At 64.9% G+C, this 26,639-nt stretch carries 21 protein-coding genes; 12 read left to right on the forward strand and 9 right to left on the reverse strand.

The genetic code is table 11. The features are described from left to right. Nucleotides 1–368 precede the first annotated feature (368 nt). From HL653_RS22085 to HL653_RS22095, 3 genes are read left to right on the forward strand one after another with little or no spacing between them, the layout of a single operon-like run. Entirely contained in the window at nt 369–1,175 is an 807-nt protein-coding gene (locus HL653_RS22085) for a hypothetical protein (protein WP_171746399.1), read from the forward strand. A gap of 58 nt (nt 1,176–1,233) precedes the next feature. Beyond that, nucleotides 1,234–3,594 carry a type I restriction endonuclease gene (locus HL653_RS22090; RefSeq protein ID WP_171746400.1) on the forward strand — a complete coding sequence of 787 codons (2,361 nt, stop codon included), beginning with the start codon at nt 1,234–1,236 and terminating at the stop codon, nt 3,592–3,594. Nucleotides 3,595–3,613: 19 nt separating this feature from the next. Beyond that, nucleotides 3,614–4,513 carry a DUF4238 domain-containing protein gene (locus HL653_RS22095; protein WP_171746401.1) on the forward strand — a complete coding sequence of 300 codons (900 nt, stop codon included), beginning with the start codon at nt 3,614–3,616 and terminating at the stop codon, nt 4,511–4,513. Nucleotides 4,514–5,022: 509 nt separating this feature from the next. Here the strand turns inward: HL653_RS22095 and HL653_RS22100 are convergent. Beyond that, the gene (locus tag HL653_RS22100; RefSeq protein WP_171746402.1) at nt 5,023–6,624 is read right to left on the reverse strand and encodes a hypothetical protein; all 1,602 of its coding nucleotides are present in this window, start codon (nt 6,622–6,624) and stop codon (nt 5,023–5,025) included. Between the two features lie 206 nt (nt 6,625–6,830). Here HL653_RS22100 and HL653_RS22105 point away from each other — a divergent pair, with 206 nt between their 5' ends. After that, nucleotides 6,831–7,190, forward strand: coding sequence for a hypothetical protein (locus HL653_RS22105; RefSeq protein WP_171746403.1), 360 nt, complete (start codon nt 6,831–6,833; stop codon nt 7,188–7,190). A 75-nt stretch (nt 7,191–7,265) separates the two neighbouring features. On the opposite strand, the gene HL653_RS22110 is transcribed toward HL653_RS22105, so the two are convergent. The 3 genes from HL653_RS22110 to HL653_RS22120 form a co-directional block, all read right to left on the reverse strand. Then, nucleotides 7,266–8,459: an IS91 family transposase gene (locus HL653_RS22110; RefSeq protein ID WP_171746279.1), complete on the reverse strand. Its 1,194-nt coding sequence runs from the start codon at nt 8,457–8,459 to the stop codon at nt 7,266–7,268. A gap of 6 nt (nt 8,460–8,465) precedes the next feature. Beyond that, entirely contained in the window at nt 8,466–9,371 is a 906-nt protein-coding gene (locus tag HL653_RS22115) for a tyrosine-type recombinase/integrase (RefSeq protein WP_171746280.1), read from the reverse strand. A 150-nt stretch (nt 9,372–9,521) separates the two neighbouring features. Continuing rightward, complete coding sequence (locus HL653_RS22120) at nt 9,522–10,043, reverse strand: MucR family transcriptional regulator (RefSeq protein WP_253718166.1); 522 nt, start codon at nt 10,041–10,043, stop codon at nt 9,522–9,524. A gap of 536 nt (nt 10,044–10,579) precedes the next feature. Between HL653_RS22120 and HL653_RS22125 the strand changes: the two genes are divergently transcribed. Next, a complete protein-coding gene (locus HL653_RS22125; protein WP_171746405.1) occupies nt 10,580–11,278 on the forward strand; it encodes a DUF2285 domain-containing protein in 699 nt (232 codons plus the stop codon). Nucleotides 11,279–11,288: 10 nt separating this feature from the next. Here the strand turns inward: HL653_RS22125 and HL653_RS22130 are convergent, their stop codons facing one another. Further along, nucleotides 11,289–11,786, reverse strand: coding sequence for a helix-turn-helix transcriptional regulator (locus HL653_RS22130; RefSeq protein WP_253717280.1), 498 nt, complete (start codon nt 11,784–11,786; stop codon nt 11,289–11,291). A 300-nt stretch (nt 11,787–12,086) separates the two neighbouring features. Here HL653_RS22130 and HL653_RS22135 point away from each other — a divergent pair, with 300 nt between their 5' ends. The 5 genes from HL653_RS22135 to HL653_RS22150 all read left to right on the forward strand — a co-directional run bounded on the left by HL653_RS22135 (nt 12,087) and on the right by HL653_RS22150 (nt 16,696). Further along, nucleotides 12,087–12,683: a GntR family transcriptional regulator gene (locus HL653_RS22135; RefSeq protein ID WP_171746407.1), complete on the forward strand. Its 597-nt coding sequence runs from the start codon at nt 12,087–12,089 to the stop codon at nt 12,681–12,683. A 99-nt stretch (nt 12,684–12,782) separates the two neighbouring features. Further along, nucleotides 12,783–12,905: a hypothetical protein gene (locus HL653_RS24520; protein ID WP_301337939.1), complete on the forward strand. Its 123-nt coding sequence runs from the start codon at nt 12,783–12,785 to the stop codon at nt 12,903–12,905. A 50-nt stretch (nt 12,906–12,955) separates the two neighbouring features. Further along, the gene (locus tag HL653_RS22140; RefSeq protein WP_171746408.1) at nt 12,956–13,537 is read left to right on the forward strand and encodes a lasso peptide biosynthesis B2 protein; all 582 of its coding nucleotides are present in this window, start codon (nt 12,956–12,958) and stop codon (nt 13,535–13,537) included. Continuing rightward, nucleotides 13,534–15,366, forward strand: coding sequence for an asparagine synthetase B family protein (locus tag HL653_RS22145; RefSeq protein ID WP_171746409.1), 1,833 nt, complete (start codon nt 13,534–13,536; stop codon nt 15,364–15,366). The genes HL653_RS22140 and HL653_RS22145 overlap by 4 nt, the downstream gene beginning before the upstream one ends. A gap of 217 nt (nt 15,367–15,583) precedes the next feature. Then, the gene (locus tag HL653_RS22150) at nt 15,584–16,696 is read left to right on the forward strand and encodes a Fic family protein (protein WP_171746410.1); all 1,113 of its coding nucleotides are present in this window, start codon (nt 15,584–15,586) and stop codon (nt 16,694–16,696) included. 13 nt (nt 16,697–16,709) lie between these two features. On the opposite strand, the gene HL653_RS22155 is transcribed toward HL653_RS22150, so the two are convergent. From HL653_RS22155 to HL653_RS22170, 4 genes are all read right to left on the reverse strand, one after another. After that, entirely contained in the window at nt 16,710–19,145 is a 2,436-nt protein-coding gene (locus HL653_RS22155) for a S9 family peptidase (protein ID WP_171746411.1), read from the reverse strand. After that, nucleotides 19,139–22,222 carry a TonB-dependent receptor gene (locus HL653_RS22160; protein WP_171746412.1) on the reverse strand — a complete coding sequence of 1,028 codons (3,084 nt, stop codon included), beginning with the start codon at nt 22,220–22,222 and terminating at the stop codon, nt 19,139–19,141. The genes HL653_RS22155 and HL653_RS22160 overlap by 7 nt, the downstream gene beginning before the upstream one ends. Nucleotides 22,223–22,333: 111 nt before the next feature. Continuing rightward, complete coding sequence (locus tag HL653_RS22165; RefSeq protein ID WP_171746413.1) at nt 22,334–23,314, reverse strand: FecR domain-containing protein; 981 nt, start codon at nt 23,312–23,314, stop codon at nt 22,334–22,336. Between the two features lie 27 nt (nt 23,315–23,341). Beyond that, nucleotides 23,342–23,836, reverse strand: a complete 495-nt coding sequence (locus tag HL653_RS22170) for an RNA polymerase sigma factor (protein ID WP_171746414.1) — start codon at nt 23,834–23,836, stop codon at nt 23,342–23,344. 218 nt (nt 23,837–24,054) lie between these two features. On the opposite strand from HL653_RS22170, the gene HL653_RS22175 reads away from it, so the two are divergent. Together HL653_RS22175 and HL653_RS22180 are read left to right on the forward strand one after the other, a co-directional pair. Continuing rightward, entirely contained in the window at nt 24,055–24,210 is a 156-nt protein-coding gene (locus tag HL653_RS22175) for a helix-turn-helix transcriptional regulator (protein WP_253718168.1), read from the forward strand. Between the two features lie 171 nt (nt 24,211–24,381). Continuing rightward, the gene (locus HL653_RS22180) at nt 24,382–25,200 is read left to right on the forward strand and encodes a sialate O-acetylesterase (RefSeq protein WP_253717282.1); all 819 of its coding nucleotides are present in this window, start codon (nt 24,382–24,384) and stop codon (nt 25,198–25,200) included. The last annotated feature ends 1,439 nt before the right edge of the window (nt 25,201–26,639 follow it).

Consider the following 26,639-nt stretch of genomic DNA (forward strand, 5'->3'; position numbering starts at 1 on the left):
GAACCGCCCCCGATTGCCCATGGATAGTTTGTATTTGATCGCTTCATAATAGCTGCGGATCCTCTATCCGCCAGAGGCGCGCGCTCGCCTTCCGCACTAACACGTTTACGGCGAGTTGCCGCCAGACAAGTTCGGGCAAAGCGAATGGCAGCCTCTAGGGGAAGCTGCCGATCAACGCTCGATCAGCGAACGACGTATTTTGGTCGAAAATTGTCGGTCAGCTTCTTCCGCCAACGTTGATTCGCCTGCGATTCTGCCCGCGGGTGATGTGCGCTAAGCTCGTTGTCCGGGTTTGGTGTCGCGCAGTCCCGAACCGGCGTAACCGCGTGGCGGGGACAGCCGAGTGAGCTGGAAGGGAGGGGATGAACATGGAATTCGACTTCACGAACCGGGATCACGGCGAGTTCCTCTTGGAGGAGATCGATCTGACGGCGCAACTGGCTGCGGTGCGCAGCCTGATCAGGCGCCAGCAGCAGGCGGATGAAGAGCTCCAGAAGGAGGTCGCGGACATACGGGAGGCGGCGATGAAGGCCTCTGGCGAATACGCGGTGCACCTTGAGAACACCTGGGTCGACAACATGCATGCCGGCGTCTTCCAGGACGCGGCACACAGCATGTCGGCGCTCGGGATGCTTGCCCCGCTCGTGGAGACACTGATGACCGCGATCTTCCGTGCCATCGGTCGTGAAAAGCTGGTGGCGGTGGCCGATCTGAAGGAGCCGAGGTCGAAGCTCAAGCCTGACGAACTGTGGGATCCGCACGTGGTCGCCGGCACCGTCAGGAAGGGCAAGCGGAAGGGCGAGCTGACCAGGAGCACCGACATACTCCGGGGCACCGTGCAGCTAGCCGGACTGACGGGCCTCGGGGCCCATCTGCCGGCAGGCTGGCACGTCCGCATGGAGGCGCTGTTTCGCTACCGGAACAAGATGTTCCACAACGGCTTTGAATGGCCGGTCGATGAACGTGCGAAGTTCGACGAGGACGTGGCTGGGTGGCCCGACGGCTGGTTCCTGAAGTCGGAGCGCGGCACCTCGAAGAAGGGGGCCATGGAACCATGGATCTTCTACATGAGCGCGGACTTCATTCGCGACACGCTGAAGATGATCGAGGCGATCATAGAGGCTGCCGGGGCCTTTGTGATCGAACGGTCCGCGAAGGTGCGGCCCCCGGGTTGAACGCCCATGGCCACCTGAAAAATCAACGCCACTTCGACAATCCTACGGAAACGCATCGATGACGACACCGCCTGAAGCCGATCTTGAAGCCCACCTCAGCGCTCAGCTCCCGAAGATTTTTCCACATATCGCGCCTGGCGAGATTGACCATCAGACCAGACTCGTTCTGCGCTTCGGCCGGAACGAGATCGTGGTGAAGGGTGACACGCAGTGGAAGAAGGAGGGGCGTGCCGACATCATCCTCAACCACAAGGGCAAGCCGATCGCGGTTGTCGAGCTCAAGCGCGCAGGTGTGAAGCTGACCCGCGACGACGTGGATCAGGGTAGAAACTACGCGCGGGTCCTCGACGACCCGGCGCCGCTCGTGGTCGTCACCAACGGCACCAATACCTGGTTGATCGACGCCTACACAGGCGAGGATCTCGCTGGAGACAGCGTCGAGGCCGACCAGCTCCAGGAACTGTTCGCCAACGCATCGAAGATCGCGGCGGAGAAACGTCAATCGGCGATCGAGGCGCTTCTCGGGACGGACTCGTCCGTCTGGGCGCCCGCAGTGCAGATGGCGTCCGACAAGATCATCGACAGGCTGAGCACCCGGGACGGCGACATCCGAAAGCCGTTCGGCCGCTTTCACTTTCTGAGACAGGCGGCCTTCACGGCGGTCGCCGCGTTCGACAAGGGAGCGAAGACGTTCATCATCGAAGGGGGGCCTCTAACCGGCAAGACGAACGCGCTCAAATCCTTCGCGGTCGTGACGGACGAGGTCGATCCGAAATACGCGATGCTGTTCGTCAGGGCATCGGTGGCGCAGTCGAGCCTCTTCGAGCGGCTGGCCGACGTGCTAACGCTGCAGCTCGGCTGGGAGATCGAGGCGAAGGATGCGCGATCGTGGCTCCGCCGGTTTGCATCCAAGGCCGACGGTCCAGCACTCGTGATCGCTGTAGATGGTGTCACCAAGGACTCGCTAATCGCAAAGGAGCTCGAGAGCTTCGCGGAAGCTGGGTTCGGTGACCGGCTGAAGTTCCTGGTTACGACGGAGAGGTCGGACGATCTGCTGACGTCGGGCCGTGACGCTTCGGCGCTCAGCGAGGATGCCTTCGGGATCGAGCTGGGACCTTTGGCCGACAACGAATTTCGCGCAGCGACGACTTTGCTGAAGAAGGCAGGTGTCGGCTTCGACCGGGGGGCGGAGCTTTCTCGAGCGCACCGCCTACCTTGGATATTGCGAGCCGAGGTCAGCGATGTCCCTGAGAAGATTCCCTACGGTCGTGAGATCAGGCTTCCAGCGTCGGTCGGCGTCGAGATCGTCTGGATCGCCCGCGCGCGGCTTAAGGGGCTCACCGAGATTCAGCGGCCTCTTCGAGATCTGGCGAGAGCTCTGGTCAGCAGCACGAATCGTAAGTCTGCGGAACTGACTCTTGGCCAGATTGGAGGCTTCATCATTCCGATCGACGATCTCGATCAGATTGGTCGGGCCGCGATGGACGTGCTGGTTCGAGATGGTTGGGCCCGGGAATACCGCCACGCGGGTGGCGAAGACGTGTTGATCACCACCGTGCCTAAGTTCTTCATGGCCGAGCTTTGCGACGTAGTCTCACGCGAACTAGAGGGCAGACTCGGCGATCCCGCCGACGCTGCGGCGTGGCTGTCCGACGTGTGCTCGGGTCTCTTCCTCGGTGACGTCATCGGCGCGCAGGCGATCGTCGATTGCACCCAAAGACTAGGCTATTTCCCACGGCTGGTGATCGAGCATCTGCTCGAGGACCGCCCAGAGGTTCGCAAGATGGGTGCGGCATTGATCGCGCTCGCCCTTCGCGACGGCAGTCTGCTCTATCTGAACATGGACGATGACGGTGGTATTACGCCGAGCGATAAGAACGGGGTCGCTATCGGCGAGACGATGAAGTCCGATCCCGCCGAAGGTCTCGGTCAGACATACGGCGGTCTCACGTCGTGGGCGATGCTCGCGCAGTTGACCCGAGTTCCAATGGCGTCAGGGTCCAAGTGGTATGATCGTGTCGATCTCGCGTTGCTGCTCGAGCTCGGGACTTGCCCGTTCCCGCTCGTGCACGTGAGCAACGATCCATTGGACGTGATGGTGCACGATCTTGGTGAGCACGGCGAGACGCTGGCTCGCGAGCATGCCTTGGCGGACCCGATTACCATGTCGATGCGGCATTTGTTCGCGCGTGAATGGCGAGATCTGGACGACTTCCTCTCGGTGATGCTGGCGGAGAGCAGCGCGGTCCTGCTGGTTCGCGCCCACAACGCGCTGCATGCCTTGGAGGGAAGCTCCGATCCAGATCTCTCCGCGTGGGCCGAAAAAATGCTATCCGACACCATTCTTCCAGAAATCGAAAAACTGCTGAAGAGACCGGCGCACGCAGAGGCGGTTTCAGAGAACAAGAAGCTGGAATAGGCTTGGACGAAGACTGAACATGGGGGAGCCCCGCGACCATCATGTTGTCCCGCAGTTCCTGCTGCGGAACTTCGCGCTCGACGAAGCCCGCACGAAGATCGCCACGGTGGCCAAGGAGGGCGACCGCGCGATCTGGAAGGAGCGCTCGATCCGGGGCCTCGGATACGAGCGCGATTTCTACGTGCACATGGAGGATGGGAGGCCGGTTTCGGTCGAGACCGACATAAACCGGAGGATCGAGACGCCAATAAGCCAGAGCGACACCTGGGCCAAGATTGCCTCCGGACGATCCGATCTCCTCGATCGGGACGACCGACCGATCCTCTACGCGCTCGTGCGGCACCTCGAGGCACGCACGCCGCACTATCTGCAGACGGGCGACGAGCTCGCGGAGATGGCGGTCGACCCGAACTCGGACATGGAGTTCAGCGACGAGGAGCGAGAGATGTATGCGTTTCTTCGGGCGAACCCGGACTTCAGGAAGCAGATGTTCAACGCGATGACGCTGCGGCAGTTCGCTTTCGACTACGATCGATCGATCATCATGGTCGCGAGGTCACCGGTCCGGCTTCGCACGACCACGACGCCAGCCTTCGCCGCACCGATGGAGCCGCATCCGGCGATGGATCTGCCGCTCCCGGGAATGAAGGCGTTCCAGCGCGTCCTCATGGTTGATCCGCATACGATGGTCTCGGTGATCGTCGGGGATTTCGGCGGCGCCTTCGCCAACGTCGAGATGGAGCCGAATATCGCCCGGGGCATCAACAGGACCGTGGCGGGGCAGTTCACCAAGTTCCCGATGGTGCGTCACATGGTGACGGATCGGACCGATCTCATCGAGGATATGACCTGGGCGCCCTATGATCTGGTCACGGACACGCCCGAGAAGGTGGTGTTCAGGCGTCGGCCCGGTAAATGAGCATGGGATGGCAAACGCCCGCCGGACGTGCGCGAAGGGTTCGATCAGTATACAGGATCGCCGCTTGGACCGTCTCAGACCGCGCTGCAGACCGTCTTGCGCACCTCGCCGCAGATCCGTTCGACGCGACGGGCGCCCGCAGAGCCAGCACGTCCCTCGGAAGGTTCGCGTTTTGATAGACTTGCTAACTGGAAGTTTGCTGGGGAGCGCACCTAAACCAGCACGGAACGCGATCAACCTCTGGCATTCGGCTTCCCATGACGAACGTCGGGTTCGACCAGTAGCGGCCATTAGTGCGTTCAGAGCAGACGGCGGAACGTGGGTCGAAAGCCGTCTCCGCGGAGGCCGGCGATCGGTCGGCGGCGGCCGCCTCATAGCGCCGCAGGCTCAATCCACCAACGTCGCCCAGCGCGTCCAAACGGGGCGTTACGGGGCCAGATTCACCGCGGAAGGGGGCTGCCAAGACCTTGGGCTCGGCGGCAGTGGAGGCCTCCCCTCCCCCCGCCTATTCATTGCTGCTCGTAGCCGATCGCCTTGGCATAATCGTCGAGCCCATATTGCAGCATAGGATCAGCGCGGCCGAACGCCTCGCGTAGCCGGCTTTTGTAGAGTTTGCCGGGGTTGTGGTTGCCACCCTTGGCCACGTCCTCAATGATCCAGGCGCGCAAGCGTCCTTCAAAATCTTCGACATCAAGCTGGCTGATCATCCGCATCACACTCTCGTTCAAGGACATGGCGACCCGGTCGTCGATCGAGGTGCTCAAGAGTACGGTACGCAGCGCATCGGCGAGGATGACGGAGGCGGTCAGCGGGATGCTGCTATTGGGATAGGCATGGCGGTCGGGGAAGACGCGGTGCGGACTGTCCTCGCCGACCTTCGCGAACCCCTCGACCCAACCGATCAAAGTATCGAAGGCCATGCTGAGCAGCCGTGCTGCTCGCGTCGGAAATTCGGCCTCGCGATCGACCCCCAGCTTGTCGGAATCGTAGGCGCTCTCCAAGCCTTCGATGAAGCTGCGAAAATAAGGCAGCCACATATGATACTCGATGCCTTGGGCGAGGCCTGCAGTGACCATGATGTCGAAATAGAAGAAGCCGCAGAAGGCCGGATCGCGCCACTGCACCTCCTCAAACCCGCTGCCCGGGCCGTTTAGCCAAGCGTGATAATCTGTCCGTTCGCGGCCCTCAATCAGCCGCGAGACATAATTGCCGATCGGGCTCCACACCTGCAGCCGCTCGGCGCGCCGCGCGTCAACGAACAGGAAACGCAGGATGCGGTTCCGTTCAGGCAGCTCGTAGCCGACGGGATAGGTGAGGTTCTGGTTCTGCTCGAGCTCGCGATAGAGCAGGCTGCCAGGCGTGGCGATCAGCCGGGTCAGGATCTGGTCGGTGAAATCACGGCCGGAATGGAACCCGAGCTCCATCAGCGGCAGCGCATCGTGCGGGCGAACCTGCACGAAATGGTCAAGCAAGGGCACGGAGGTGAGCAGAGCGTGCAGCAGATCGTCGGCGGCCTGAGTGGCGAGGCGCTGCGCGGGCACCGCGCGAGCGATAAAGCGCACCGCCGCCGCAACGCGCTTGGGATATTTCTGTCCCGGCGGCGGTTCGTGGCCGGCGAAGTCGAGCCACTTGTTAGGGGGCCGTCCGAAAAGATCGAGCCAATCGTGCAGCGCCTGCCAGCGGCCGCGTCGGCGGCTGGCGGTCAACAGCAATGGTCGCTGCGGGAGGACGAGCTGCAGGAAGTCCTCATATTTGCCAGCATCGAGCAGTGGGAGGGCCACGCGGGCCAGCGCGGGCACCGACGCGACGCGCGGCCGGCCAAGCCGATGCAGCGCATAAGCGAGCGCGCCCCAGGCCAACACGATCAGGAAGGCGTCACGCCGGGCGACATCGTCGGGAAGAGCAATCACGTCGCAGAACCGGCCGAGCGACGCCGGGCAGTGGAGCACGGGCTGCCAGAGTTCCAGCCAGAGGATGGTGAGGCCGGCGACGGCCGCCAGGACGAGCTGGCCGACCCCGGACAGCGAGATGCGAAGCCGCTGGACGGGTGTCATCAACGCGAGGATCGCGGCGACGAGCGTCAGAACGGTGAGGAAGCCGTCGATCGTCATAGTGGCGGTCGGTTCATGCGCATAAGCCAAGCTCTATGCGAACCGCGAAGCTGGACCAAATGGCGACGCTAGCTGGCGCGGTTGCCACTCGCCCGCCAGCAATAAGTGATGCCAGCCGCACATCGTGAAGCGTCCGCGCTTGAACGTCGGTACCGATTCGCGAGGGGCCAAGTGCCCAAGCAATTTGGCTTCGCGTCACCGATCTCATGTACAGCACGATCAACCAGGCGTCGGCCGCACGCGCATTCGAAGACTGGTGGGCGAGCGCTGCAGTTCACCTTTATCGCCTGAACGAACGGCCGGAATCGCATGTCCGCGCTCCAAACCGGCCATTCCGTTTTCCTGAAGAGTTTCGGGCGCCGGCAGGCGTACGAAAGTCGTGGAAGCACGAACCCGCGGGCTGCAGGCGGTGCGCTATGGGGTTTTCGGTTTTAGCCCTGCCTCAGGGTTGGGGCGACACGGCAGGCATGGGCGTGTCCGCCAATGCGGACCGGCTGAATTTGGGCGGCGAGAGATATTCGCAGATGGCGGTGGCCGGGTTTCATGGGCTGTTCCGGCAGCCCTGACAGAGACCGGCACAGGCTCGGCTGCTTCCGCAGATGCAAGCACCGCGAGATTGGTTGGGGTCGGGCCATGCCGGGTCATGGCGCACGTATCCCGGGCGGCATTGCAGGCGCCGGTGGTGCGCGAGGCTGGCGTTGGCGCTCGAAGGTCTCGACGATGACCATGTGCCCGCCGCAACAGGGGCATGGAGGGCATGTATCCGGCGGCTCCACGGCGACATCGTCGGTGGACGCCGGCGCTACGCCGAGCAGCCGGCGTATGGTGTCGAGACCGGCCTTGCGGGTAGCGCCAGCGAGCAGGCCGTAGTGACGGATGCGGTGAAAACCTTTGGGCAGGACGTGAAGCAGGAAGCGGCGAATGAACTCGTCGGCGGCAAGCGTCATGACCTGCTGGCGGTCGGCGTCGCCGCGGCGATAGTCCTTGTAGCGAAACGTGACGCCGGTCTCGTCGAAGCGGATCAGGCGGCTGTTCGAGATGGCAACCCGGTGGGTGTATCTCGACAGATAGGCGAGTACCGCCTCGGGACCAGCGAAGGGCGGCTTGGCGTAGACGACCCAACGCTTCTTCCTGACCGGTGCCAGGTGGCGCAGAAACGCACGCCGGTCGGCGAGATGGGCGAGGCTGCCGTAGAAGCCGAGCTGGCCGCCCTCGTGGAGCGCCATCAGTCGGGTCAGGAACAACCGGCGGAACAGCTTGCCGAGCACGCGCACCGGCAGGAGGAAGGCCGGGCGTGAGGATATCCAGCGGCTTCTGTCTGGAGAGAGGCCACCACCGGGCACTATCATGTGGATGTGCGGATGGTGGGTCATGGCCGAACCCCAGGTATGGAGCACGGTAGTCATGCCGATGCGGGCGCCAAGATGCTTCGGGTCGGCGGCGATGGTGGTCATCGTCTCGGACGCCGCCTGGAACAGCAGGCCGTAGATGGCGGCTTTGTTCTGGAAGGCGGCGTCGGCGACCTCGGCCGGCAGCGTGAAGACGACGTGGAAGTAGCCGACCGGCAGCAGGTCGGCCTGGCGCTCGGCGAGCCAGGTGCGTGCGGCTGCCCCCTGACACCTGGGACAGTGCCGGTTACGACAGCTGTTATAGGCGACCCGCCAGTGCCCGCAGTCGGTGCAGGCCTCGACATGCCCGCCCATGACGGCGGTTCGGCAGGTCTCTATCGCCGACATTACCTTGAGCTGGTCGAGGCTCAGGTGCCCGGCATGAGCGGCCCGGTATGGAGGGCCGGCGGCGCGGAAGATGTCAGCGACCTCGAGAGAGGCGCGCACGCCAGCTCAGCCGCCAGGCGACCTTCCCTCCATGGCGGTCACTCCCAGCCTGTCAAACGGACTGGCCACGTTACGCAGAGTCCGCGTGGCGACCTTGGTGTAGAATGCGGTGGTATCCAGCCTGGCGTGGCCAAGCAGCGCCTGGATGATGCGGACGTCTATCCCGTCCTCGAGCAGGTGCGTGGCGAAGCAGTGCCGCAGCGTGTGTGGCCCGACCCGCTTGCCGATACCTGCCGCCAGGGCGGCCTCGACGACGACGCGGTGTAACTGACGGGTGCTGAGAGGCTTGAGATAATGCTGTCCGGGGAACAGCCATCCGTCGACATGCAACACCCCCTCCTGGCGACCGACCCTCCACCACTCCCTGAGCAAGTCCAGCAACCCGACAGGGAGCATGGCATTGCGGTATCGACCTCCTTTGCCGCGCTCGACCCGGAGCAGCATACGCTCGCTGTCGACATCGCGCACCTTGAGGGCCGAGACCTCGGCCGCACGCAGCCCCGCACCATAAGCGACGGACAGCGCCGCCTGATGCTTCAGACACGTGGTCGCGTCGAGCAGCCGCGCCACCTCGTCCTGGCTCAGCACCACCGGTAGCTTGCGCTCATGATGCGTGCGGACCAGCTTGCGCGCCAGGTCGGGCCGGTCGAGCGCCTGCGTGAAGAAGAAGCGCAGCGCCGACACGATGCTGTTCATCGTCGGCACCGGCACGCCAAGGTCGAGCTGCTCGACCTGGAAGCGCCGCACCTCCTCGGCAGTGGCCGTGTCCGGCGAGCGCCCCAGAAACGTCGCGAACCGCCCGACGTCACGAAGGTAGTTGCGCTGCGTCTCGCGGCCGAACCGCCGTATCTCCATCTCGTCGATGAGACGCTGGCGCAGAGGGCTGACGGCAACCGGAATAAGACTAGTCATAACAGGGCTCCTTCTCGTGGAGCCCCGATGCTCTGCCTGCCTCCCGTAGCGCTCAATCCGAGCGCAACGCTCGACCTGTCACCTCAACCGTGCCGCACATACCCCTCCCGCGCAGCGGGTTCGTGCTCCCACCCGAAGTGCCAGCCTCCGTCAGGCAGCCTTGGGTTTGCGCCTACGCCGCTTCGTCGGCGCGGTCGCGACCACAGCCTCGACCTTAGCGGCGACCTTCTTGGCGCCGGCACGAACCGGTTTTATCGCTGCCGCGACCTTTACGGCCTCCTTCCGGCCAAGGCCGATGGTTTGGGCGAGCGTCTTGCGCAAATCCGAATAGTTTGGAGCGACCATCGGATAGTCTTTGGGCAGCCCCCACCTCGCGCGATACTGGTCCGGCGTCAGATTATGACGCGATGCCAGATAGCGTTTCATCGTCTTGAGTTTTTTGCCGTCCTCAAGACAGACAATATAATCAGGCTTTACGGACGCACGGATCGAAACCGCAGGCTTTGGCTTTTCGGGGACCTCTGACGTCGCCTCGCTCCCGAGCGACGACAATGCATCATAAACGCTCTTGATGAGAACAGGCAGTTCGCCGCTGGCGACGCTGTTATTCGCTACATGGGCAGATACGATCTCAGCAGCCAGTCCCTTCAGGTCAACGATCTGTTCTGTCATCGCGATCTCTTTCTTCATTTTGGGATCATTAACGACGTTACTTTGTCAGATCCTAGCATCTCTGATGTATCTCTCATCACGCGATAAATGCAATCGCGTTCCCGGGGCCCACCCGTTCACAGGCGTGTGGGCCTTTTCTGGGCAGGTCGAGCCACTGCCCATGGCTGTGCTGTAGGGCACCGGGGCCCACTCGCTTCGAGCGTAGCCACGGCGCAGCCTTCCTCCGCGCGAATCGAAACACGTCACGTTGATTGCAGCAAGACCGCAAAGAGCCTGAAGCGGTTCTTAGCCAATCCTGTGTACAGGACGACGCAATCTGCGGGTCGCGGCCGATAAGGTGCAGAAATCGCCGGAATATCCGGCGAATATATCACGGATATCAGATCGGATGCTCTTGTGACGTCGCCGAATTTGGAGACCGTCCATGCCTGCTGCCGTCCCAAAGGATCCGCTCGTGCCGCGCGCCCAGGTGAGGATCGATTGCCTTGCCGGCGCATCGGGTTTTGCCTGCGAGATCTTGCGACGCAGATCGGACTATGCCGCGCATCGCGCCGTCGATCGCGAGCGTTGGTACGGCCGGTTCGGCCAGGCTATCGAGCGCATCACCTCGCACGAGGGCCCCAGTTCAGGAGGTCTCCTCTTTCGCTGAGGACCCCGCTTTGCCAGCCGACCGCGCACAGCTTTTCTGGGCACGAACGCTCGATCCGCTCGTGGTCCCCTCGATCGCCGTGCCGGCCCCTCCAGGGGATCCGGCGAGTCTCGATCTGTTTGCGCTGCCGATCCCGGCGGTGGTGCTGACCCGGCAGGGATGCGCCGAGGAACTGCTGCTGGGTCCGAACAACCGCTCGGTTCGACTGAGCGTCGTCCAGGGAAGCCTGCTGACCGGCCCCGTCCGGCTCCAGTTCTTGCTGACCAACATTCCGCAGTTCGCGCAGCATTTGCTGGCGCTGAGAAGGTTGACAGACCTTCTCCAGACCGGCAGCCCGTGCAGCGGCAGCATCCCCGATCGCCCGGCGCTGGCCCGACGCTTGCTCCTGATACAGACGCTCGATGCCCTGGCGGTCGACGCCCGCCACAGGAGCGTCGCGATCGCTTTGTTCGGGCAGGCGCGCGTCGAGCATGGCTGGAATGCGGGTACCGATCACCTGCGCTCCCGCGTTCGCCGCCTCATCCGCCAGGCGCTCGCCCTTGTTCAGGGCGGCTATCTCGACCTGTTTGCCATGCCGGCGGATTGAGGCGCGCCCGTCAGGGCTTTGCCGAGCGGCGACGTCTCTCACGCAAGCGCAGGGCCGACAGGCCGATCGAGCCGGTCCGCTTCTCGAACCAGTTCTGCAGGAAATTCTCGCGATCCGACAGCTTCCCGCTGAACTCGCGAAACACGCGCTCGAAGCCGCCGATCAGGTAAGGCGGCTCGAGGAACACGATATAGCTCCCCTCGCGCTCCACGAACTCCTCGAGATGCATCATCATGATCATGACCAGCTTGGTGTCGGCGCAGTCGACGGCGAAGGCTGGCGTCTTGAAGGGCGCGCACAGCATCAGCGCAAAGGGATCGCTGTCCGTCGCTTCGGTGAAGGCACAGATTCGGGCAAAGGTGATCGGACCTCGCCCCGCCTCGAACTCCTCGAACGTGCGCAATGCCATCCCCATGGCGTCCGCGACCGCGGATGCCGTCATGGTCCGCTTACGGCGGATGGCCCGGAGCGCCTGGGATACGATCTCGGCGTCAGCGCCGATCTCCAACGAATGCTTCATGGCATGCAGCCTTTACGCAACGTCACTCCAGCAAGAGCTGATCAAACCTGCACCGCAGTGCAGCATACCGCGGCACAAGAGCGATGCAGTTTCGGAGTATCCGGCGATATTGCAGAAAAATGACAGGACGAGTCGAGGGCAACCGAGGGTCTCATGTGGAAAACCCGCTCCAAAGCGGCGGAATATCGTCACCACTTCTGTATTGATCGGTCTTCGGCAACGCCTGCCGCCCAGCGTCACGGCGATCGCAGCGCAGAATGATCCAAGCGCCCATGCAACATGCCGGGCATGGCCGAACCCCGCCCTGTGCGCTCCCTCGAGCAGATCCACGCGCTCATCCTCGCCGAGATCGTCGGTGGCGCCTACCGCCCCGGCGACCGCATCGCGATCAAGGCCCTGTCCGACCGGCTGGGCCTCAGCACGACGCCCCTTCGTGAAACCCTGTCGCGCCTGGCCGGCAGAGGCGTCGTCGAGCAGCGCCGTAGCGAGGGCTATTATCTGTCGCGCCTCGACGCGCGGGATATCGCGCAGCTGTTTTCCCTGCATGAAATGTGCGTCGCCCGTGCGGTCTCAGCCCTTACGGCGCTGCCCACGATCGAGGCGACGGATGTCTTCGACGCCTGGTCCGTCTTCGATGCTCTGGGCCAGCACGCCGACGATGCGATCGTGCGCGACGTCCGGCGCTATCTCGATGATCGCCTGAAGCCCCTGCGACGACTGGAAGCTGATGCGATCCCGGACCAGGAGACCGAACTGGCACGCCTGATGGCGGCCTGCGCGACAGACAGGCGCGACGCGATGACCCACGAAATTGCGGTTTTTCATCAGCGACGGCGAGATCTCGCCCACCATTTCGCGCTCGAGCTCGGGCGCACCCGCAGATGATCACAAATATATCATGAATATCTTTTGCATGTTGTTGGTTGGTGAAGAACATCCAGCAGGTCACGATTGTCGTGACACTCCACTGCAAAGGACGAGATCATGAAGAAAGACCAGAAAGCACCGCGCAAGCTGATCGCCCTCGGCTCGGCCCGCATCAAGACGAAGGCCAGCGTGGTCGGGGACCAGGACGAGCCGATCCTCGGCGGCCGCTACGACGGTTGAACCTGCGGCGCCGGCTCCACGCCGGCGCCGTCTTTTGCGGGGGACAGGCCATGGCCCGAGCGATCACGCCCTCTGCGCCCGACGGCGTCTTCCAGGCTCGGCTGGCAGACGGGATCGTCTATCTGGATCTTGAGGCCGACACCTACAGCTTCGACTATGAGACCGGCCCGGCAGGCGGATCCGATGCGCCTGAGCCTGCCGCACCCGTCTGGCAGGATCTGCCCCACGCTGCGTCGTCGAGGCCGTCCCTGGCGAGCGTGCTGCGCTTCCTGGTCGCATTGGCGGCCACCCTGCTCTTCTTCGGGACGACCAGCCTAGCCCGGCAGGTCGCGCTGGCCCGGCGGCGGCATGTGGGCCGACACGCCGATGCCGCGCTCTATGGCCAGGTCCTCGCCCGGTTCGAGCATCTATGCCTGTACCTGCCGTTCCGCATCCAATGCCTGTTCCGCGCCCAGTTTCTTCTGCGCTTCCTCGCCGCCCATGGCCTCGCTGCCGACTGGATCTTCGGCGTCTCCGCCTTCCCGTTCGAAGCGCATTGCTGGGTGGCGGCCGACACCGTCCTGCTGGGCGAGCGGCGCGAGCGCATCGCCTGCTTCGCGCCCATCCTGGTCGTCGAGCCGACACGGATATGATCGGCTTTGCCGCGCTCCGCTGGGATGTGGGGGACAGTCAGGCGGTCACCCGGGTCGGTCGTGTGGTGGCCGCCCTGCGGGCTGCCGACTGGCGTCACGCCATCGATCTTCCGGGCTGGGCGCTGATGCACGATCCCCGCACGCCGTCCGACATGATCCGGCCCTACGTCACCACGGATCGCGTGGTCGTCGGTCCCCTGTTCGACCGGCAGGCGACCGCACACAGCCGCTCGGCAGCGGGCCGTCTCCTGGTCAAGGGACACGCGTTCGGCGCGCTCTGCCGGCATCTGCGCGATGCGTGCTGGGGCGGCTACGTCGCGCTGGGGATCGAGCCGAACGCGCCGCACACCCTCTCCCTCTTTCGCGACCCGATCGGGACGCTCGATTGCCTGACATGGGCGGCGTCCGGCATCAGGATCGCTACCTCCCGCCCGGATCTGCTGCTGCCGATGGCCCCGCCCGACGACCTCGGCATCGATTGGCCGCGTGTCGGCCAGCTGCTCCGCTTTCCGGGCTCGGGTGGTGAGGCGGTGCCGCTGCTCGGCCTGACCGTCGTTCCGCCCGGAACGCTTCTGCGCGCGTCCAGCGATGGCATCTGGTCGGAGCGGCTGTGGTCGTTTGCGGGCGCCGCCCATCGGCGGTTCGACTGGCCCCGCACCCCGGCGGAAAGCCTGCCCGATCTCATCGACGCTTGCGTCACCGCCTGGGCCGGCGGTGTCGATCGGGCGATCGCCGAACTGTCCGGGGGGCTCGACAGCGCGATCGTCGCCGCCGCTTTGGGGCGCTGCCAGCCCCAACCGGTCGCGCGCTGGTTTCATTATTATGGACCGGATGCGCCGGGCGACGAACGGATCCCCGCCCGCGCCGTGGCTCGGCAGCTGGGCCTGCCCTGTGACGAGGTCTGCGGGATCGAGCGGCCCATAGACGCCGTCCTGGTCGACGCCATACCTGTGGGAGCACGCCCGAGCCTCGCCAGTCTCAGCCTGTTTCACGACCAGGATCTCGCGCATCGCGGCCAGGCGCTGGGCGCGACTCATTTGTTCACCGGCCATGGCGGCGATGCCGTCTTCTACCAATATGCGACCCCGCTCATCGCCTGCGATCTGCGGGCGAGCCCCCTGCCGCTGGCGACGCGCCTGGCCGCGATCCCGTCGCTCGCCCGCTGGACCGGCCGGTCAACCTGGTCGATCGCGGCCCACGCGCTGATGCCCCGCCGTCGCCGGCTCTCCTTCGAACCGGACTTCCCGCTCGATCTGGTCAGCCAGGCGATTCCGCATCAGGGCGCGTTCGCCGACGAGCGCGCGGCCGCCGCCGATCTCGCGCCCGCCAAGCAGCTGCAGATTCTCAATCTCGCCGCCACCCGCGCGCGCTTTGCGCCGTCGTGGACGAGCGAGACGATGACGCTGGTCCATCCCCTGTTGTCCCAGCCGCTCGTCGAACGGATGGCCAGCCTGTCGGCCTTCGACCTCACCTGCGCGACCCGCGACCGGGCGCTGATCCGGTCGGCTTATGCCCGGCGGCTCCCGCCCGAGGTGATCGCGCGCCGCGGCAAGGGCAGCGTGACCGCTTATTACGGCCGGATGCTCGCGCGAAGCCTGCCGTTCCTGCGCGACTATCTGCTCGGAGGTGCGCTCGCCCGCCATCAGATCCTCGACCTGACGGCCCTCGAGACCTGCCTCACCATCGAGCGGCTGATGGAAAGCAACATCTATGCGGAGATCTATTCGATCCTGTTCATGGAGCGCTGGGTCCGGCATTGGCTGGCGGTCATCGCCGAGACGAAGCGTCAGGCGCGGACCGACTGGAGTTGGCAAAGCGCAGCGGAGTAAGTGCCGCACGATGCAAGGACGCCGCCCTCCCCCGCGTAGTGTGGGTCCCGTTTCCTCGATCTTGCAAAGGGTCTCCGCCCGGCGCGTCCTGCGCGGCTAGCCGGGGTGCTCGATTCCGTGCGGAGATTATGCGCCCTTATTTCCGCACATCATGCGGAGATAAGGCTTTCCCGTGCGGAGAAAAGTTGCAATATTCTCCGCAACCGGAGCGGCGAATATGGCAGGATATATCCACGAGCAGGCGGACTGGCCGCGCCTTCACTGGCGGCAGGACGAGCTTGCGCCCCAGCTCGCGGCCGTCAGCCGGCGTCAGGGTCGTCTCGTCGGCCGAATGGAACGGCTCGGGCTTGGCCTGCGGGCCGAAGCGGTTCTCGAAACGCTGACCGAGGAGGTCACCACCTCCAGCGAGATCGAGGGAGAGGCGCTCGATCGCGAACAGGTGCGATCGTCGTTGGCCCGCCGGCTCGGGCTGGATGCCGCCGGTCTGAAAATCCCCGATCGCAACGTCGAAGGCGTGGTCGAGATGATGCTCGATGCCACGCAGAATTATGCAGAGCCGCTGACCGCCGAACGCCTGTTCGGCTGGCATGCGGCCCTCTTTCCGACCGGCCGCAGCGGCATGAGCCGCATCGTCGTCGGTGCCTGGCGGACCGAGCAATCCGGCCCGATGCAGGTCGTCTCCGGGCCTCCGGGCAAGGAAACCATTCACTTCGAGGCGCCCACCTTCGATCGTCTCGACCGGGAAATGGCGACATTCCTGGACTGGTTCGAGACGGAAACGGCGATCGACCCCGTGCTCAAGGCCGCCGTCGCGCATGTCTGGTTCGTCACCATCCATCCCTTCGATGACGGGAACGGCCGGATCGCGCGCGCGATCGCGGACATGGCGCTGGCACGTTCCGAAGAGAGCCCGCAGCGTTTCTACAGCATGTCCGCCCAGATCCGGGTCGAGCGCAAAGCCTATTACGACATTCTGGAAGCGACCCAGAAAGGCAGCCTCGACATCTCCGACTGGCTGCGCTGGTTTCTGTCCTGTCTGGACCGCGCATTCGATGGTGCCGAAATCGTCCTGGAAAATGTCCTCCGCAAGGCGCGCTTCTGGGAGGCTGTCGCCGCCGAGGCCCTGAACGATCGCCAGCGGGCGATGCTGAACCGCCTGCTGGACGGCTTCGAAGGAAAAATGACCTCGTCGAAATGGGCGGTCATCACCAAGACATCCCAGGACACCGCCTCGCGCGACATCGCCGATCTCGTCGCCCGCGGCCTTCTGCGGAAAGATGCAGCGGGCGGGCGCAGCACGAGCTATTCACTCGGCGACCTCGCGCGCTGAACCGGCGCCATCCTCATCGAGCCGGCTGGTCCGCACCGCTGGCCGTGCCCAGATAGGTGTCGAACCAGGCGAGAATGCGCGCATAGCAATCGCGCAGATTGGCCGGGCTCGCCAGCGTGTGATTCTCGCCCCAATAGCTGACCAGCAGCGCATCCTTGTTCTGACGGTCCAGCGCCGAAAACAGCATCTCGCCCTGGTTGAGCGAGACGAAATCGCGGTCACCGGCGATGATCAGCAGCGGGGTCTGGATCCGCCCCGCCTGATAGACGGGGCTGTGCGCAATATATCGCGCCGGGTCGGACCAGGGCACGGTTCCCAGATGAGCCTGTCCGGTCTCGGTCCATCCGGCCTGCGTCACCAGACCGACATTGGCACCGGGATCCAGCCGGCTTTGCGGCGCGAACGTGCCGCGAAAGCTCGCAGGGTCATAAATACCGTTCGAGACGACGATCGCCTTGAACCGGTCGGTCTCGGTCGCCGTCGTCGCGGCCGTATAGCCGCCGAAACTATGCCCCCACAGACCGACATGCTGCCCGTCGACCCGGCCCGTGGCGACCGCGGCATCCACCGCAGACCCGATCTGACCGGCAAAATCATAAGACCGGTCGGTCACCGGCAGCATCGGCATGCTCGGCTGAAGAACGGCGAAGCCGTGGCCGCGCAGCACGGCGATGTTCGTCTGGGGCGATCCGTCACCCGGCCCCCAGCCCGCAGGGGGCGTCTCGCCGGACACGCTGCCGGCATAAGCGACCACGACGAGCGGCGGCGGGCGCGACGCCGGTGCCCGGTCCGGCAGATAGAGCCAGCTGGTCACCGATCGGCCATCGGGCAGGCGATGGTGCAAGGACAAGGGCGGTGGTGCCTCGACATCGGCGAGCATCGCATTGACCCGCGCGGCCATCAATGGCGGCTTGCCGGGGCGCAACACCAGCAGATCGGCAACCCCGCGGTCGTCGGTCACGGTCCCGACAACGGCCCGCTGCCCGGCGCTGACCGCCAGCGGGCGGAATGCGCGTCCCCCGATTGCGATCGACAGCGACCCGGCGGCCGTGGCCACCACCATCCGTCCATCCTGCGCGGCGCGCCATCCGAAGATCGCGCTTCCCGTCGACCGGGTTTCCCCACCCATGATGCTCGTCGGCGACACGCCGATCGCCGGCATGTCGCCCAGGATCCGACGCGGTCCGCTTGGCGTCAGCCGCCAGGCCGCATCGCGGGACAGCAGCAGCGGGACGCCCTCCCGCGTGCGAACCAGGGTCGGCGCCCTCTCCTCCATTGCACGCGCCAAGGCGCGCGGCCGACCGTCCAGCCGATACCAGGCCGCCGGAGCATGGGGATCCATGTGGCCCAGCGCGACCGGTGTGCGCCCCATCCAGCCGAGCGCGACCGCCGCATAGAAGGCATCGGCGGTGCGGACGCTGGCGCGAAACGCCGGATCGATCGCGGTCACCCGCTTGGCATCGACATCCGCCCGCCGCACCTTGCCCGCCTGCCAGTCGCTGTCCGGATCGCGCGCGTAGAAGAGCAAGTCGCGTCCCTGCGGCGACCAGAGCGGCGGATCGAACGGCACATCGCAGGCTCCGCATGGCGCCCAGCTGTGCCCGCTCCCGATCTCGATCAATTGCAGCGTGCGATGGCGAGGATCGTCGCTCGGGCGCACCAGCCTGCCCGGATCGGGCGGAATGACCGCGCCCTCGGCGACCAGCGCCACATGCCGGCCGTCGGGCGCCACCGCAATCGACTGGAGCAGTCCGGTCGCCAGTTCACGCTGCACGCCGGTTGCGATGTCGAGCGCGATCAGCCGGGTTGCGGCAGGTGACGGTGTTTCCTGACGATAGCGGCCGCTCCCGATCATCGTCGCCGACGGCGCGTTCCCTGCCCGCATCGTCGCCCACGCCGCGATCTGCGCGTCCTGGCTGCGCCGGTCGCCGCCCAGCACCCAGGGCAGCCGGCCGTCCGGCTGGGCGATCAGCACCAGTCTCCCCTCCCCGGCCCAGCCCAATGTCGCCCGCCACGACGAATAATCCGGCGACACAGCGAACCAGCGCACCGCGCCGGTCGCCAGCGTCACCACGCCGAGCTGCCAGCGGTCGTCCTGCAGCCGCCCGATCGCGAGCCGGCTACCCTGCGGCGAGAAACCCAGCGCGATCGTGCCTTTATTCTCGCCGGGGCCCAACATGGGCTGCGCCGGCCCCGGATGCGCCAGATCGACCCGGTAAAGGCTCGAGCGTGCGGTTCTGAGCGCCAGTTCCTCGACAGGATCGGCCTGGTCGAGAGCGCCGAGGCGCTCGACGATCAGCCAGCGGCCGCCCGGCGCGACCAGGGTGCGGCCAAACCGCTCGGTCCGGATCAGGTCGTCGACCGTATAAGGCCGCGCAAGCAATCCGGTCGCAACCGAGCAGGCGATGCAGCCCCACAGGGCGGTCAGGTTCGCCCATCTGCTCACCATGTCCGTGTCAGCTGAAGGGACACATAGCGACCGAGCGCGTCGGCGTTGGTCGCATCATAGCCATAGCCGTTCGGATTGTCGTAAAAGGGCGGTGCGGTGTCGAACAGATTGCTGGCTGCAATCGCAATCGACGTGCCGCCGAGCCATCCCGCACGCGCCGGAATCCTCACGCCCACCTGCAGGTCGACCGTATCCCATGCGTGGATCCGGCGCCCCGTCGGATCGCGATAACCGGTCACATGATGGAGCGTCGCCAGCGCATTGACGCGGCCCCGCGTCCAGCCGAGCGAGCCCTGCCCGCGCACACTCAGCGGCCGTCCGATCTGGTCGAGCCGGTCGACCGAAGCCGAGGTCGGCGTGACCTTCTCGTCCCAGCGATCCAAATAGGTCCCGGTCATCGACAGGTCGAAGCGGTTGGCCCCGACCGGCAGGGCATAGCCGACCGTCAGATCGAGCCCGCTCACGGTCACGCGGCCGGTGTTCGAATTGCGCGTGTCGACGATCGCGCCGATGCTCGTCGGCGGAAAGCCGCTGCTGCTCGCCCGAAACGCCGGGTCGGCGTACAGCGCGTTGATCCGGGCGAGATCGGCCGGATTGGTCACGGGCGACACCGTCTCGACGAACGGCGCGAGCGTGGGATCGCGCAGCGCATTCGAAAAATTGTCATTGGCCGGCGTCGCGATCCGCTGGCGGAATATGGTGTGGAACCAGGTCGCATGCAGCGACAGGCCGGGAACCGGCGCGGGCACGATATCGACCCCCGCCGTCCAGGAGCGCGCCTTTTCCGGTTTCAGATCCGGATTGCCGCCCGTGAGCTGGATGACCGGCACGGTCGCGCCCGTCAGGCTGCGCAACGTGCTGACCGAATAGACCTGGCCCGCCCGCAATTGCCGCAGATTGGGCGCCCGGAACGATGTTCCCCAGTTCGATCGCACCGTCAGCCCGGAAAGCGGTACCCACGACAGGCCGACCTTGGGATTGGCGGTGGTGCCGATCGCCTGATACTGTTCGACCCGGCCGGAGACCGACAGATCGAGGCGCTCGACGCCGGGACGGGCATTGGCCGCTCCAAACAAGGGCACCGCCAGTTCGGCAAAGCCGGCCGTCACCAGCCGATGCCCTCCTATGTCATAGAGCGTGCGCACGCCGGCCCCGCCCGATGGCGCCGTGCCGAGCGTGGCGAAGCTTTCGCGCCGGATGTCACCGCCCACCGCCAGCTTCGCGTCACCGGCCGGCAGCGCGATCAGCGCGCCATCGGCATCGACATGCGCGCTCAGCACCCGCGTCCGCACCCGGATGTCGCTGAAGCCGCTCGTAATATAAGCGATCGTCGTCGCCCTATTGGACGATCCCGCCCCATAGGGGTTGAAATAGCCGTCGCGCGGGGTGCTGTACGGCGTCGTCGGATCGTCGGCGACGCTGCCGGTCGCCTCCGCCAGCGCCGCCGTATTGACCTGATTGTCCGATCGATAATGTTCGCGCGACTGCGCGAACGCGCCATAGCCGCGCAGCTTCCAGTCCCGCCCGAGTTCGGCATCGAGCCCGACCGAGCCGGCCAGCGCCTCGCTGAAGCCGTGATTGCGGATCGCGCCCGCCTCAGGCCCCATCGAATAGGCGATCATGTCGGAGGCCGCCCCCGTCGGCGAGACGAAATAGGGATTGGCCCGCGTGATCGTCACCACCGCCAGAGCCGGCGGCAGATGCGCCTCGAACGCCCGGTGGCTGTAGCGCACATCTGCCGTGAGCGTGATCCCGTCGGCGATCTCCTGGTCGATGGCGGCATAGGCGCTGTGCCGGGTCTGGCGCGGAATCAGGTCGCCATAAGCCAGCCTGTCCTCCCGATTGGCGCTGCCGGCGGCGAATTGCGGCGCACCACCATTGCTGCCCGGCCGGATCCCGTAGGTGACGCCCAGCGCACCGGTCCGGGGATCGATGCCCAGAATATTGCCGGGCGCACTCACGATCGAACTATGGTCCGTGCCGCCGAGCGAGCGCAGATCCTCGGAGCGCGTGAAAGGCCGATCGAGATTGGCGAGACGACCGGTGCGGCCAAATTCATAGGCGAGCATCGCACCGCCGCCCGACCAGCGCCTGCCCAGCGTCTGGCCGGCCTGCACGTCCCGTCGGCCGCCTTTCGTCACCGTGCCCAAACGCAGCCGGCTCTCTTCGCCCGTGAAGCGTCTCCGCAGCAGGATGTTGACGACACCGCCGACCGCGTCCGAGCCATAAATGGCCGAGGCGCCATCCTCGAGGATCTCGACCCGGTCCAGCGCGCCGGTCGGGATCGTCGAGACGTCGGCAAACGCGCCCTCGGTGCCGGAGCCGCCCAGCCTCTGCCCGTTGACGAGCACGAGCGTGGCCCCTGCCCCCAGCCCCCGCAGATTGACGCCGGTCGCCAGCGTTGCATTGCTGCCCGTCCGGTCCGCCAGCGTCTGTGCACTCTGCTCGGTCGCCATCCCGCCGAAATTGCCGGGCAGCGCCTGCAGGGCCTGTCCGACCGTCGCATAACCGCGCCGGTCGAAATCGTCGCGATCGAACCGGATCACCGGCGGCGTCCCCGCCGAAACCCCGCGAATATGCGATCCGGTGACCACGATCGGCTCGATGGTGTCGCGGCGGGCATCGCTCGCGTCCGAAGTGCGGGGCGGTGCAGGGACCGGGGTGCTGTGTGCGGGCTCCGCCTCGGCGAGCGCGCCTTTGTCGTCGGTTCGCTGCGGCGTGCCCGGCGCGGGCGCGGGGCGTGCATCGACCTCCAGCACGACCACTTTTTCGTCGACACGGCGCGATCCGATGCCGCTCCCCGCCAGCAATCGGCTCAGCGCGTCGGTGTCGGTGTAGCGCCCGACCAGCCGCGGCGCGGTGCGCCCCTCGACCAGTTCGCTGGCATACAGAAGCTGGATGCCGGTGGTCGCGGCATAGGCCGTCAGCGCCTGCTGCAGCGGGCCACCCGCGATCGCAAAGACATGCCCTGCCTGTGTGCTCTGTGCGTGCGCGACCATCGCCGGTGCCCCTGCCAGCAGCACGGACCCGAGCCCCGAACAGCCTATGGTGCGCCCGACGCGCTTCCCCATCGTCATCGACCTTGTCCCCCCTTGCCCCGGTTTTGACCGGGCGGAACCGCGGACATGCGGTTCTTCGGCAGGAAAGACGCGCCGACAAAGAGCAGACCCTAAGCCTGCCAATGCAAGTTAATTTTGGCCGGATTCCGCGGACGCGACCAGATGGACACGGCCGTCGCTGCGAGGATCGGCCTTCAGCGGCAGGAGCGCGGTCGCGGCTGTCACGAAGCTCTTCGTGTCGCCGGTGTGGAACGACCCGCTGAAGCGATTGCCGGCATAACCGGCCGCATCGAGCGCGATCGGCGTGCGCGTATAGCGATTCACCTCGGCGACCGCGTCGGCGAGCGTCACCTTGTCGAGGATGATGCGCCCCCGCCGCCAAGCCGTATCGGCCGCGACATCGACGCGGTGAACCCGGGGCGCCGTCTTGCCTCGAAGCTCGAACTGCTCGCCCGACGTCAGGCGCGTCGGCTGGTGGGCGGCCGCGTCGGTCACCTCCACACTGCCCTCGACCAACGTCACCGCCGTCGCATCGCCCACGCGGCGCACCTCGAACCGCGTGCCGGTCGCACGCACTTTTGCCCCCTCCGCCTCGACGACGAACGGCCGGTCGGACGCATGCGCGACGACGAAGAACGCCTGTCCCCGCTCGAGCGAAATTCTCCGGAGGGAATGGCTGTAATGGACAGTCAGCCGCGTGTCGGTATCGAGCGTCACCTTCGAGCCATCCTCGAGCGTGATCATCTGCTGCTCACCCACCTGGGTCGCGTAGGCTTGGCTCCGGTCGGTCAGGAACAGAACCGACAGACCTCCGCCGCTTGCGATCAGCAGGCCGGCCACCGCCAGCGGCCAGCGCCAGGCTCGCCACCAGGGCAGCCCTGCCCTCCTGCCCCGGCCGAGCGCGGCCTCGGTCGCCGCCTGGATCGACGGACGATCGGCAGCCGCGCCCGCGGCCGACCAGACGCGCTCGACCGCGTCGAACGCCGCGCCATGCGTGCCGACCCGCCGCCATTCGAAGAATTGCTCGAGCGTCTCACGCGAGACGGGCACGCTCTTCAGGCGCGCGAACCACTCCGCCGCCTGGGCGCGTACCTCGTCGCCGTCGTCCACCGTTCCATCCATCGAAATGGCGCCGCCCTAGTCCCGCAACCTGCGCACGCAGAAATCGAGCGCCCTGCTCATACGCCATTCGACGGTTTTAATCGACACGCCCAGATGATCGGCGATCGCCTGGTTCGTCATGTGCCGGAAACGACTAAGTACGAACACGTCGCGCATCTTTTCCGGCATCGCCAGCACTAGCCGCTCCATCTCGAGCGCCAAGTCCTGCTCCAGGAGTTCGGCGTTGGAGGGCGGCGGCGGAGAAGCCTGGATCGAGCGCGCATGCTCACTGCGCACCGCCTCGCGCCGACGGCGATCGCGGAACAGGTTCAGCGCGATCTGCGACAGCAATGCGCGGGGACGATCAATCTGCCTGTCCGGTTGACGGGCGATCCGCAGATAGGCGTCCTGGACGATGTCGTCAGCATCGGCCGGCGAGATGCGTAGGCGTCTGGCGACGGCCGCGCGAAGCCAGTCGCCATGCTGGCGATACAGGTCGACGAGCGAGCTTCCGGAAAAGTCCAGGTCCACCGGCTCGGTGGAGAGGATGTGAGCTCGCGGCAAAGACGGTCTGTTCGTTCTCACCACCAATTCCCTACAGCCTCGGATCGGCGAAATTGGACTGACCCTGATGACTGATTGACGAGTATACTCCGTGGAGAAATACTCATCAACAGCATCTGTTCTGGCGGATGGACGTCCGTGAGATTTTGGCTTTCAATATGCGTACGCTGCGATCTGCTAGAGGCATGTCGCAAGAAGCCTTGGCCGATGCGGCAGAAATCGATCGGACATACGTAAGCTCGCTCGAGCGCTGCCAATATTCTGCAACCATCGACACGGCACAGCGCATTGCGACCGCTCTAGGTGTCACTTTGGATACACTGTTGAGAATGCCCGAATAGTTGCCGATCACGCTATTGACGCCTCGCGCTAACGCGCGATCGCGCTCTATGGCTCGGCGCGCCTCGCCACCGAGCCCCTTGCGGGTCTCGGCCTTCGGTTACGATCGCTGGCGCTCTTGCCAAGCTTGCAGCGGATTTTGCTCTTGTCTTCGGATCGCGCTAGATTGGATCATGGCAAACGCAGGCTGGATGGGCAGGGTTTTGCTGGCGAGCCTGATGACCGCTCCCGGTGCTGCCGTCGGCCAGAAACCGGATGTCTACATTCTGGCAGGCCAGTCGAACATGTCCGGTCGTGGCCTGCTCGCGGATCTAAGACCAGACGAAAAGGTCGTCGACCCCGGCATCATGCTTTACGGCAACGATGGGCGCTGGCGCCCTGCCCTCGATCCACTCGACGATGCGACGGGCCAGGTCGACGAGGTTTCGTCTGATAATGCCCTCCCGGCAGTCGGCCCAGGTCTTACCTTTGCCCGAACGCTCCGGCGCCAGCAGCGCCGTCCGATTACGCTTGTCCCCTGCGCGAAAGGGGGAAGTTCGATCTCGCGCTGGAAGCCGGACGAAAGCCGGTCGAGCCTGTTCGGATCATGCATCGCGCGCGTCAAAGAAGCCGGCGGACGTCTTGCAGGAATCTTATGGTATCAGGGCGAAAGCGATGCGGAGACACCTTCGGCGGAAGCCGAGCAATGGCCGCGTCGCTTCAGCGAGATGGTCGCGGCATTCAGAGACAGGTTGAGCGCCCCTCGTCTGCCGATCCTTTTCGTTCGGATCGGCGACCGCCCTGACAACAAAGGCGATTTTGCCAAGTTTCCGAGCTGGACGCTGATCCAGTCGCTGCAGTCGAACGTGCATCTGCGGTGCGTGTTCATGGTTGATGCTGGAGGCCTGCCTCGCAAGGAGGACCGACTTCATCTGACGACCGGAGCCCAGCGCATATTGGGGGAGCGGTTGGAAGTGGTAACCATTGCTGCTCGCCAGCAGAATTGTCAGTGACGATGTGAAACAAGCATCGGCTTGGCCTTCCGACTAGGCACCGGGCGTCAGATCGCGGTCGGAAGCTGAGATGCCCCTCAGACTCGGAAGCAGACATTGTCGCTCAACCTGCTCCGACATTCGTCTGCAGTTTTTAGGATCGCGCTGCTCTTCTCCGTCTATCAGACTACTTGTTTCAGACCCAATTGCGGGCTCTCAGTCCTTCTCTATCCTTTCCCGGCGGGAGACGTTCGCCCAAGGCGCACTATTCTTCACTTTGCGGCACGGGCACAGCGAAACAAACATTCATTACGCCTCCGGCCTTAACCGATCTGAAAGCTTCAGAACGTCACACTTGTAATATGGCTCAGGACAATGCTGCCGAACGCGACTATCGCGCTGCTCATCGACACGCCTGCGAAGCGCTGGCGGGGTGCCCGTATAGTAAGACTGGCGAGCACCTTCACCACGTGCTGCGGCGAGGATCGGTGAATCGTCGAAAGCACGGCGGCTTTCAAATGCTCTGCCAGAAGTGTCACGCCGCTGCACATCAGTACGCAACAAGCCACCGCTTCCCGCGCAACCACCCGCTGAACCTCCCCCATTACGGCTGACAGAATTTACCAGCTAACGAGCAGACGATACTAGGCGATCGAATTTGACCCAATAGCGGACATTGGAGATGCTTCCCCCCGTTTCCGGACATCGGACCTTTGTTCATCATGCCCGAACGGCGAACAGCCTCCCCACGTTCGCACTTCTCCCAGATGGATCGTCCCTAGCAGTTGCCATACCCTTGACGTCATCAGCTTGACGCGACTGGCTGTCATCTAGCTTTAGTTTAGATCTTGACCGAACAGTACCCCTTTAGGAAACCGGGCGCTGCGCGTCACTTAGCGAGAAGGTCATTGGCGGTAATGGTTCGGAACGCTGCTATAGGATGCCTCTCTCTTTTAATATTGGCCGACCCGGTTCCGGCACAACGCTATGTGGCCCAGTCCGCGCGCATCCTCGAATTCCACGAAGGTTCCGGACCGCGGCCGATCAGAGGGAGCTCGACACTCGTTGGACTGATTACGGGGACCTTGTCGGCTCCGGTAGGCGAACCAATTCTTTATGTGCACGGATTGACTGCGCGAGACAAAGTTGTCTGCTTGTCGATCGATAGGTTGAATGGCGCCTACTGGGCAACCGCCGTCGCGGCTGTAGATGCTAGGAAGGCGGACGAGCCACTGCGGATCGACTTGCGTTCGCGGACGCAAGGCTTCCGCGCGGTCGCGGGATTGCCAGCCGCGGCTGTGAGCGTACTCGCTCGGGCGGGAACGAGCATGCAAAACTGCCGCGATGGTGACATGCTTCCCACATCGTGGCGCTCGCCCACACGTATCCCGTTAACCGCTCTCATTTTGAACCCGGACGCCGCTGCCGAGGTTATCGCTCCCACGCGAGCTCCATGTCGA

Origin of the sequence: Sphingomonas sp. AP4-R1, from assembly GCF_013113735.1 — a bacterium.
In the GTDB taxonomy this organism is placed as follows: domain Bacteria; phylum Pseudomonadota; class Alphaproteobacteria; order Sphingomonadales; family Sphingomonadaceae; genus Sphingomonas_I.

What these genes read in the sequence shown, in the direction of transcription:
- HL653_RS22120 (WP_253718166.1), bottom strand. Translation starts at nt 10,043, where the DNA reads ATGACAGAACAGATCGTTGACCTGAAGGGACTGGCTGCTGAGATCGTA.
- HL653_RS22175 (WP_253718168.1), top strand. Translation starts at nt 24,055, where the DNA reads ATGTCGCAAGAAGCCTTGGCCGATGCGGCAGAAATCGATCGGACATAC.
- HL653_RS22105 (WP_171746403.1), top strand. Translation starts at nt 6,831, where the DNA reads ATGTACAGCACGATCAACCAGGCGTCGGCCGCACGCGCATTCGAAGAC.
- HL653_RS22125 (WP_171746405.1), top strand. Translation starts at nt 10,580, where the DNA reads ATGCCGCGCATCGCGCCGTCGATCGCGAGCGTTGGTACGGCCGGTTCG.
- HL653_RS22145 (WP_171746409.1), top strand. Translation starts at nt 13,534, where the DNA reads ATGATCGGCTTTGCCGCGCTCCGCTGGGATGTGGGGGACAGTCAGGCG.
- HL653_RS22095 (WP_171746401.1), top strand. Translation starts at nt 3,614, where the DNA reads ATGGGGGAGCCCCGCGACCATCATGTTGTCCCGCAGTTCCTGCTGCGG.
- HL653_RS22150 (WP_171746410.1), top strand. Translation starts at nt 15,584, where the DNA reads ATGGCAGGATATATCCACGAGCAGGCGGACTGGCCGCGCCTTCACTGG.
- HL653_RS22155 (WP_171746411.1), bottom strand. Translation starts at nt 19,145, where the DNA reads ATGGTGAGCAGATGGGCGAACCTGACCGCCCTGTGGGGCTGCATCGCC.
- HL653_RS22180 (WP_253717282.1), top strand. Translation starts at nt 24,382, where the DNA reads ATGGCAAACGCAGGCTGGATGGGCAGGGTTTTGCTGGCGAGCCTGATG.
- HL653_RS22135 (WP_171746407.1), top strand. Translation starts at nt 12,087, where the DNA reads ATGGCCGAACCCCGCCCTGTGCGCTCCCTCGAGCAGATCCACGCGCTC.
- HL653_RS22140 (WP_171746408.1), top strand. Translation starts at nt 12,956, where the DNA reads ATGGCCCGAGCGATCACGCCCTCTGCGCCCGACGGCGTCTTCCAGGCT.
- HL653_RS22085 (WP_171746399.1), top strand. Translation starts at nt 369, where the DNA reads ATGGAATTCGACTTCACGAACCGGGATCACGGCGAGTTCCTCTTGGAG.
- HL653_RS22090 (WP_171746400.1), top strand. Translation starts at nt 1,234, where the DNA reads ATGACGACACCGCCTGAAGCCGATCTTGAAGCCCACCTCAGCGCTCAG.
- HL653_RS22160 (WP_171746412.1), bottom strand. Translation starts at nt 22,222, where the DNA reads ATGACGATGGGGAAGCGCGTCGGGCGCACCATAGGCTGTTCGGGGCTC.
- HL653_RS22115 (WP_171746280.1), bottom strand. Translation starts at nt 9,371, where the DNA reads ATGACTAGTCTTATTCCGGTTGCCGTCAGCCCTCTGCGCCAGCGTCTC.
- HL653_RS24520 (WP_301337939.1), top strand. Translation starts at nt 12,783, where the DNA reads ATGAAGAAAGACCAGAAAGCACCGCGCAAGCTGATCGCCCTCGGCTCG.
- HL653_RS22100 (WP_171746402.1), bottom strand. Translation starts at nt 6,624, where the DNA reads ATGACGATCGACGGCTTCCTCACCGTTCTGACGCTCGTCGCCGCGATC.